The sequence below is a fragment of the Scandinavium lactucae genome, assembly GCF_033843265.1.
Lineage (GTDB): Bacteria > Pseudomonadota > Gammaproteobacteria > Enterobacterales > Enterobacteriaceae > Scandinavium > Scandinavium lactucae.
On record NZ_JAWXRD010000040.1, the window covers coordinates 242541 to 252012 of the forward strand.

The 9472-nt window shown below is 51.9% G+C and carries 7 protein-coding genes; 4 read left to right on the top strand and 3 right to left on the bottom strand.

The features are described from left to right. Window positions 1-143 precede the first annotated feature (143 nt). A complete protein-coding gene (locus tag SIK69_RS18850; protein ID WP_319786783.1) occupies window positions 144-1115 on the top strand; it encodes a LacI family DNA-binding transcriptional regulator in 972 nt (323 codons plus the stop codon). Window positions 1116-1234: 119 nt separating this feature from the next. On the opposite strand, the gene SIK69_RS18855 is transcribed toward SIK69_RS18850, so the two are convergent. Further along, a complete protein-coding gene (locus SIK69_RS18855) occupies window positions 1235-2803 on the bottom strand; it encodes an MFS transporter (RefSeq protein ID WP_319786784.1) in 1569 nt (522 codons plus the stop codon). Between the two features lie 272 nt (window positions 2804-3075). On the opposite strand from SIK69_RS18855, the gene SIK69_RS18860 reads away from it, so the two are divergent. Continuing rightward, window positions 3076-4254: an oligogalacturonate lyase family protein gene (locus SIK69_RS18860; protein WP_319787220.1), complete on the top strand. Its 1179-nt coding sequence runs from the start codon at window positions 3076-3078 to the stop codon at window positions 4252-4254. A 68-nt stretch (window positions 4255-4322) separates the two neighbouring features. Here SIK69_RS18860 and SIK69_RS18865 read toward each other — a convergent pair whose 3' ends face one another. Next, a complete protein-coding gene (locus SIK69_RS18865) occupies window positions 4323-5786 on the bottom strand; it encodes a pyridoxal phosphate-dependent decarboxylase family protein (protein ID WP_319630322.1) in 1464 nt (487 codons plus the stop codon). A 14-nt stretch (window positions 5787-5800) separates the two neighbouring features. After that, window positions 5801-7186, bottom strand: a complete 1386-nt coding sequence (locus SIK69_RS18870; RefSeq protein WP_319630321.1) for a diaminobutyrate--2-oxoglutarate transaminase — start codon at window positions 7184-7186, stop codon at window positions 5801-5803. Between the two features lie 567 nt (window positions 7187-7753). On the opposite strand from SIK69_RS18870, the gene lysC reads away from it, so the two are divergent. Both lysC and SIK69_RS18880 read left to right on the top strand, forming a co-directional pair. Continuing rightward, the gene (lysC, locus tag SIK69_RS18875; protein ID WP_319786785.1) at window positions 7754-9115 is read left to right on the top strand and encodes a lysine-sensitive aspartokinase 3; all 1362 of its coding nucleotides are present in this window, start codon (window positions 7754-7756) and stop codon (window positions 9113-9115) included. A 148-nt stretch (window positions 9116-9263) separates the two neighbouring features. Next, the gene (locus SIK69_RS18880) at window positions 9264-9428 is read left to right on the top strand and encodes a YnfU family zinc-binding protein (RefSeq protein ID WP_319630319.1); all 165 of its coding nucleotides are present in this window, start codon (window positions 9264-9266) and stop codon (window positions 9426-9428) included. The last annotated feature ends 44 nt before the right edge of the window (window positions 9429-9472 follow it).

Below are 9472 nucleotides of genomic sequence, written 5' to 3' on the forward strand. Positions count from 1 at the left end.
TTTTTGTAATCGATTACATTAACAGATCATTAAAAATGTAATCGATTTCAGAAGGGTTGCCATCATGGCTACGGATTATTTGATACTATTGATGCAAATCTGGAATGTGCTTCACAAATAGCCAATGCGCTTAAAGGATCAGCATGTCGATAGAGAAAGTCGCGCGTACCGCAGGTGTCTCCACCGCCACCGTCTCCAGAGTGCTGAACGGCAATCCTGCGGTTAAGCCCAATACCCGTGACAAGGTTCTGGCTGCCATTGAGTCCTGCGACTACCAGCCTAACCTGCTAGCCCGTCAGCTTCGTACGGCGCGTAGCCGCATGTTATTGGTTCTTGTCTCCAACATTACCAACCCCTTCTGTGCCCGCGTCGTGCGCGGCATTGAGGAAGAAGCGGAAAAACACGGCTACCACATTCTTCTGTGTAACTCTGAATCCCGACTGACGCGCGAATCCGCCTATCTGCAATTGCTGAGCGGTAAAGTTGTGGACGGCGTGATCACCATGGATGCGATCAGTTGTCTACCGGGCTTGACGACGCTTATCGGCGATTCCCCGTGGGTGCAGTGCGGCGAAGGTGACCCGAGCTATAACGCCTCTTCCGTGACGATCGATAACTTCAAAGCGGCCGCGGCTGCGGTGGATCACCTTACCCGTGCTGGCTACAAGCGTATCGCACTGATCAACGGCGATCTGCGTTACCTCTATTCCCAGCAGCGTGAGGCAGGCTACCGAGCGGCGACAAGCGGTGACTGGCAGGCCGTCGTTTATGCGGACAGCCTCGAATATCAGGCAGGTGTACAGGCAATGGCAGAACTGTTCACCATGCCGGAGCCGCCGGATGCGGTGTTTGCCATCTCGGACGCATTAGCCGGAGGTGCCTTACATTACGCCCACATGAACGGACTACGCGTACCGCAAGACGTGGCTATTATGGGCTTCGACGGCGTGCCGTTCGGCTCGGTAACCCACCCGCCGCTGACCACGGTCGAACAACCCATGCACCAGTTGGGCGTGCGCAGCGTACAGCTCCTGCTAGAGAGAATTGATAACCCGGAGGTGGAAACGGTGAATGAAATTCTTGACTGGAAGCTGGTAGTGCGGGGCTCGGTGTAGGGGGGAACGATTTTCGCCCCCTGCGCTACGTGAAATCTACCGTCATCAGTCCACGGTAATTTAAAGATTTCACGCAGCGCACGATGAATTTCCCTTCTACTACTTGAGATTAACGCACCTTACTTATGCTGCGCGGACACGATGTCTGTCGACGGTGGCACATCAGTTTCAACGGTGGGAGTATCAAAGATGTTGCGGCACACCTTGCTGTTGCCCCAGCACTCTTCATATGGATGCCCAATCAACTCTTCCATCACTGCGCGAACATCCGGCGCGATATCCGTAATCTGACCGCCCGCTTTGATTCTGGCGACTTCGCCAAGTACCACCAGGTGGGTTTTACGGTTTAGTTTCATTTGGGTGCTGAACACGATTGCCATTAACGCCAGCGCCACCACGCCCACACAAAATACAACAGCAATGGCGGTAACGGCGCTTTCCGGCTGAGTGTGTGATTTAGACTGGAAACCGAAGAAGCTCAGAATAGCCCCCATCACAAAGACGATAACCGAACGCACCAGTTTGCCTGAAAATGTCATCGCCCCGGCGTAGATCCCCTCGCGACGGCGGCCAGTGAATGCCTCATCAACATCCGCAAGGAAGGTATAAACCGTCCAGGGAATGTAATATACCCCACCCGTTCCGATGCCAAAAATCACCGTAATAGTCAACATCGCCGCCGTGGCGTACTGCTGCGGCAGATTAAAGAAGTGCAGCATGCTATAGCAAATCACCGAAAATACGACAATGGCCAGCGCAAGAATGTACGGTTTGCTGAAACCGTGCTTCACGCAGATGCCGATAAAGATGGCGGTCGAGAACAATTGCAGTATGGAGTTGAGGCTGCTCAGCCCTGCCACCATAGTAGGGTCATACTGCAGCACGAAGATAATAAAGTAGGTGAAGATCGACGCAAACAGCCACTCTGCCCCGAAGCCGCAAAGATACATTCCCAAATGTTTGCGAAATACGCGCAGATGGAAGGTCGATTTCATGTCGCGTACCAGCGTCATGAGAGTTTTCCCGAGTGTCATTTTCTTCTCATCTTCTGGCATCGTCTCTTCTACCGGACGTTCCCAGGATGAAAGGTAAAGCATGCCAATCGCCACGCACAGAATTGCGCCGTAGGTCAGCGCCGTATAAAAGAACGGCTGTGCGGAGTCTTTCCCGTAGATCAGAATGAATTGACCGGGGATGATAGCGGCGAGAAAGTTAGCGATTTTACCGAATATCGCTTTGTAGCCGGTAAGTTTTGAACGTGCCGAGAAGTCGGTGGTCATTTCCGTGGCGAGTGTTTCATACGGCACCATTACGGAGGTATAAATGAGTTCGAACAGCACGTATGTGGAAAGGTAATACCAGAAGCCAAAGCCTTCGACCCACAGCAGCGGATAGACCAGCATCAGCGGAATGCCGAGCATAATGAAGAAGCGGCGGCGACCAAAGCGCTTGCCGAGGCGTGTTTTGCCGAAGTTATCCGATAGATAGCCCATCAGCGGATTGCTGACGGCGTCGATAATGCTGGCGACGGAGAAGATAGCCGACGCCTCCAACAGGGTCAGACCACAGAAAGTGGTGTAGAAATAAAGCAACCAGATGCCGGCAATGGCTAACGCCCCGCTCCCCAGCAGATTCCCACCACCGTAGGCCAGTTGATGTCTGAATAGAATTTTTCTTTCCGCTATCATTATTATTCCCTTATAAATAAACCAGTGTTTTATTTTTAAAGATACGTTGGTTTATAAATCACAATCCGACCCATTGATGTGCGACCGCTCACGCTTAACCCTGCCGCTGATGATTTTTCATCCGTTTTGCAACACGGTTAACAATTCATCCGTTGTGAAGAGAACGAATTTTTGTTTAGTGGTATTTTGTTTTCACATTATTGAAATGGCATTTTAATAAATGAGATGTGCCCTGTTCGCGGCTAAGCTCATTGCTGACAAGAGGATGAATGATGGCAAAGGGTTCTGAAATTCAGTTCAGCTTCAATCGGGTAAAGGATGCGCAGACCCATGCAATGGTCACGCGTCTGACACCCACCGATGTGCTGTGTCACCGCAACTATTTCTACCAGAAGTGTTTTACCCGCGATGGCAATCGACTGCTGTTTGCCGGGGAGTTTGACGGTAATCGCAACTATTATCTGCTCAACCTGGTCACCCAAAGGGCAGTACAGTTGACGGAAGGTCCGGGCGATAACACCTTTGGCGGTTTTCTCTCACCGGACGACAAGCATCTTTATTATGTTAAGAATGAGCGCAGCCTTCAGCGCGTTTCGCTGGCTGACTTCAGCGAGCAGACGGTCTACCGGGTACCCGATACGTGGGTCGGGTACGGCACCTGGGTCGCCAATAGCGAATGTACCAGCCTGGTCGGAATTGAAATCGCCCGCGAAGACTGGACGCCGCTCTCCGACTGGACAATATTCCAGGCGTTCTACCACCGCAAACCTCACTGTCGCCTGCTCCGCGTGGACCTGAATAGCGGTAGATCCCGGGTTATTCATGAAGAAAATGGCTGGCTGGGCCATCCCATCTATCGCCCGTTCGACGACAGCACCATCGCCTTTTGTCACGAAGGCCCGCACGACCTTGTCGATGCCCGGATGTGGCTGGTGAATGAAGACGGGAGTCACGTGCGGAAAGTAAAAACACACGCCGAAGGAGAAAGCTGCACCCATGAATTCTGGGTACCGGACGGCTCGGCGTTAATGTACGTTTCTTACCAGAAAGGCCGTAGCGACCGCTGCATTCGCCGCTTCGATCCGCAGACGGGTGAAGATTCCGGCGTGATGGTGATGCCTAACTGCTCACATCTGATGAGCAACGAAGATGGAACGCTGCTGGTTGGCGACGGGTCTGGCACGCCAGTGGATGTAAAAGACACCGCCAGCCACGTTATCGAAAACGATCCGTGGCTGTACATCTTCAACACCAAAACCCGCAAATATGCTCCGCTGGTTGCACATAACAGCTCGTGGAAAGTCCTGGACGGGGACCGTCAGGTGACTCACCCACACCCCTCTTTCTCTCCCGATAACAAACAGGTGTTATTTACTTCAGATTACGAGGGACTTCCGGCACTGTATCTGGCCGAGGTTACAGAGGATTTGTTAGGTTCTTTAAAGGATTAGATGATCGGTGGTTAAGAGATAGCATAAAAAAAGGGGCTTGCGCCCCTTTCGTTTGTGAGAGTAACGCATTATGCGTTGAGCAGTTTTTCAGCCGTCTCTTTCACGCTTGCTAACAGGATTTTAACATCCTCCAGACACACCGTTGGATTCAACAGGGTCATCTTCAGGCACGTAACGCCGTCAGCTTCAGTTACCCCAACATTGGCGCTACCGGATGCCAGCAGCACGTCGCCGATACGCTGGTTCAGCAACGCGACAAATGCGCTATCGCCACTTTCCGGGCGGAACCGGAACAGCACACTTGCCAACTGTGGCTGCATGACCAGCTCCAGATGAGGTTGAGTAGAAACATACTCTGCCACTTTTTGTGACAGTGTCACACCGTTATCAATGATCTCGGCGTACTGCTTTTTACCCAATGCTTCGAGGCCCATCCACAGTTTAAGCGCATCAAAACGACGGGTGGTTTGCAGCGATTTTGATACCAGATTTGGCACGCCGTGCTCTTCATCAAAATCAGAATTGAGGTACGCCGCCTGGTAACGCATCAGCTCATAGTGACGTGCGTCCTTTAACAGGAATGCGCCACAGCTGATGGTCTGGAAGAACTGCTTGTGGAAATCCAGCGTCACAGAATCTGCGCTTTCCAGACCGTTCAGGTAGTGACGATACTTCTCTGACAGCAGCAGCGCCCCGCCCCATGCGGCATCAACGTGAACCCAGATATTCTCCTGCGCAGCCAGCGTGGTAATCTCGACTAACGGATCAATCGCACCCGCATCGGTAGTACCGGCAGTGGCCACAATCGCCATCACCTGCTCACCGTTAGCTTTCGCCTGTGCCAGTTTGGTTCGCAGATCCGCAACGTCCATCCGCGAGAACGCATCGGTTTTTACCAGGGTGACAGACCGGTAGCCCAGTCCCATCAATGCCATATTTTTTTGCACAGAGAAATGGGCATTTTCAGAGCAGAACACTTTGATTTTACTCAGATCGCCGGTTAATCCCTGCTGCTGTACAGAGTGACCCTGGCGTGCGAAGAAGGCATCGCGCGCCAGCATCAGACCCATCAGGTTACTCTGCGTGCCACCGCTGGTGAACACGCCCGCATCCCCGGCACCGTATCCCACCTGCTCACGCAGCCACTCGATGAGTTTAATCTCAATGATGGTCGCCGACGGACTTTGATCCCAGGAATCCATGCTTTGGTTCGTGGCGTTGATCAACACCTCTGCGGCCTGGCTAATCACCAGGCTTGGGCAGTGCAGATGCGCCACACATTGTGCGTGGTGGACAGACAGGCTGTCTTTGAGGAAATACTCAATCGCACGCGCAATAGTGGCCTGGTTGCCCAGGCCTTCATCAGTAAAGTTTAACTGGATACGATCGCGCAGCTGGTCGACGGTTTTACCCTGATACATTTCAGGCTGCTTTAACCAGTCGATAACGGCCTGGCTACTCTGCGCAATGGCTTCCTGATAGGCGGCGATACTTTGCGCCGAACCGGACAGGATCGGATTGTTATCAGACACTATCATAACTCCGATTAAACCGGCTTAACGCCAGCGCCCAGCAAGGCGTTTTCAAATTTATCGAGGAAAATTTCCAGCTCAGCGTTGGTGATCAACAGAGACGGCAGCAGACGCAGAACGCAACCGTTACGGCCACCGCGTTCCAGAATCAGGCCAGACTCGAAGCATTTTTTCTGCAGCAGTGCTGAGAGCTCGCCATCTGCCGGGTAGCATCCCATGTGATCCTGTGCTTCGTTCGGCTTCACAATTTCAATGCCGATCATCAGACCCAGACCGCGAACGTGACCGATAACCGGGAAACGTTTTTGCATGTCGGCCAGTTTGCCTTTCAGCCACTCGCCCTGGGCGGCAACTTTATCGGCAATACCGTCGTCTTTGATGATTTTAAGCGTGGTCAGGCCTGTGGCCATCGCCAGCTGGTTACCGCGGAAAGTCCCGGTATGGTGGCCTGGCGCCCATGCATCAAACTGTTTTTTGATGCCCAGAACGGCTAAAGGCAGACCGCCACCGACGGCTTTGGACATGACGATGATGTCTGGCTCGATCCCGGCGTGTTCAAACGCGAACAGTTTCCCGGTACGTGCGAAGCCAGCCTGGACTTCGTCGATGATCAGCAGAATGCCATGCTCCTGCGTGACCTTACGGATACGCTGCAGCCATTCGACCGGAGCCGGGTTAACACCGCCCTCGCCCTGCACGGCTTCGAGGATCACCGCCGCAGGTTTGCGCACGCCGCTTTCCACGTCGTTGATCAGGTTTTCGAAATAGTAGGTCAGCGCTTTCACGCCAGCGTCACCGCCAATACCCAGCGGGCAGCGGTACAGATGCGGGTAAGGCATAAACTGCACTTCCGGCATCATATTGCTGACGGCTTCTTTTGGTGACAGGTTGCCGGTTACGGAGAGCGCACCGTGCGTCATACCGTGGTAGCCGCCGGAGAAGCTGATGATGCCTGAACGGCCCGTCACTTTTTTCGCCAGTTTGAGCGCGGCTTCAACGGCATCTGCGCCAGATGGCCCGGTGAATTGCAGGCAGTATTCTTTGCCCTGACCCGGTAATAAAGAGAGTAAATAAGATGAAAATTCATCTTTTAGAGGGGTGGTCAGATCCAGCGTATGTAACGGTAAGCCGCTGCTGATGACACTTTGAATGCTTTGAAGCACGTCAGGATGATTATGACCCAGCGCCAAGGTTCCAGCGCCTGCCAGACAATCAAGATATTGATTATTTTCAACGTCAGTTATCCATACCCCCTGCGCTTTGGCTATTGCCAATGGCAATTTACGGGGATAGCTTCTGACGTTAGATTCAAACTCAGCTTGTCTCGCTAAAAAGGTATCATTGCTTTGTGGTAATGAATTAGCACTTAAAGTATCAATACGGACTTTATCCGTCATCATATCACTCCTACAACCTCGGGTATTATTAACGCCGGGTTGAATAAAGGTTAAGGGACTGGCCTGTAAAAAACGCGGCTAATATATGCCGTTTTAAGAAAGGACTCAATCATTTATTTTTAAGTGGGTAATTTCCTTTTAAATCAATGCATAACCAGAAAATCCTTTGCCGATTTAGTATAGGGTGAAAGGGATAAACAGCAAGTACACAACATCATGAAATCCATCTGGTTGACAAGGTTTTACGCTTTAGCAACACAATTTTACTATTTAAAGACTTTAGGCTCATTCTCAAGGCATTCTTTTTCACTACATTTTTTCTAAGTGTAATAAAAACATCGACCCCTCCAGATAAATCACTTACTATGGCGCGCTTTTTTACGCTATGTGTAAATAAGCGCACCGGTAACGCGTAAGAGGCAATACATGTTATCGACAACAGGATGCATTCCTGGGTTGTCATCAGAAATGTTCGCGGGCGGACATTTCGTAAGGCGAAGCGAGCTTCCCTTATGCCGAGAATGAAAATTTTCTTGCCATCTTTATATGGCGCCCTGATATGAGATTGTTATGACTCGCGTTTATCCACAATTCGTCGTTGCCAAATTTGGCGGTACCAGCGTTGCTGACTTCGACTCAATGAATCGCAGTGCCAGTATTGTTCTTGCAGATGACCACGTACGCCTGGTCGTTTTATCTGCCTCCGCAGGGGTCACAAATCTATTAGTCGAACTTTCTGAAGGGCTGGAAAGTCGCGATCGTATGGATAAAATTGATACCCTTCGCGCTATCCAGCACAACATTATTTCTCGCCTTAAATCGCCATCGATCATTGGCAAAGAAATAGACCAACTCCTTGAAAATATTACACGTCTTTCTGAAAAAGTGTGGGAAGCGCCTTCCGCTGCGTTGAGCGATGAACTGGTGAGCCATGGCGAGCTGATGTCGAGCCTGTTATTCGCTGAAGTGCTACGGGAACGTGAAGCGCAAGCGGAATGGTTTGATGCGCGGAAAGTCATTCGTACCAACAGCCTGTACGGCTGCGCTGAACCCAATATCAGCCAGGTGGAAAAACAGGCTGAAGCCCATCTGCGGCCGCGAATTGAACAGGCGATTGTGATTACCCAGGGTTTTATCGGCAGTGATGATGCCGGGCATACCACGACCCTGGGTCGCGGCGGGAGCGACTATACCGCGTCCCTGCTGGGTGAAGCGTTGCATGCCGCCCGGGTGGATATCTGGACGGATGTGGCCGGGATCTACACCACCGATCCACGCATTGTGGCGCAGGCCCAGCGTATCGACCATATCTCCTTCTCCGAAGCCAGCGATATGGCTGCTTTTGGTGCAAAAGTGCTCCATCCAGCGACGCTGTTACCGGCAATGCGCAAAAATATCCCAGTGTTTGTCGGTTCCAGTAAAAACACCGCTGCCGGCGGCACACTGGTTCGCCGTGAAACGGAGAATCCGCCGCTTTACCGAGCGATTGCCGTTCGTCGCAAGCAAACCCTGCTCAGATTACATAGCCTTAATGCGCAACCGGCATACGCATTTTTTGCCGAAACGTTCGCGATTCTGGCAGAACATCAGGTAGATGTGGATTTGGTTACGACCTCGGAGAAAGGGATTGCGCTGGCCCTGAACGCCACAAGTTCCACTTCTGGCGAAGATAACACCCTAACTACCGCGCTGCTGACCGCCCTCTCAGCGCATTGCCGGGTTGAGATAGAAACCGGGCTGGCTCTGGTGACACTGATTGGCAATCAACTTCATCGTAACGCGGGCGTCTGCCGCGATACCTTTGTGGAGTTGGATGCACATTGCGTGCGCATGATTTGCCATGGCGCATCCAATGATAATCTCTGTTTCCTGCTGCCAGACGATGCCGCCAACGACGCGGTTGCGGCACTGCACCGTCGATTATTTGAGTAAATCAGAACAGGGGCGTGTATGCGCCCCTGTTCTATTTAAGTATCGATCAATGTAGACGCTGGATTGCTAAGCTGAGCCCACCATTAAGTGCATACTCTTTCAGCGGCACGTGCTATGGTGAGGCCCGTTCATTGGAAGGTTAAGCATCATGTCTTTTCTCAATTACGCAATGAAGCTCATAGGTGGTGCCTCAACCACCAGCGTCACCTGCCCCAATTGCGGGCTGAAATCCATACAGCCGGCCTCAAAAATCCGTCTCAAGCAGGCCATGCTGTGCCCTGGATGTAAATCCCTGTTTGTCGCCTCGCGCTAATCCCTGACGAGCGCGGCACCACCACGCCCATGTTCTATACTTAA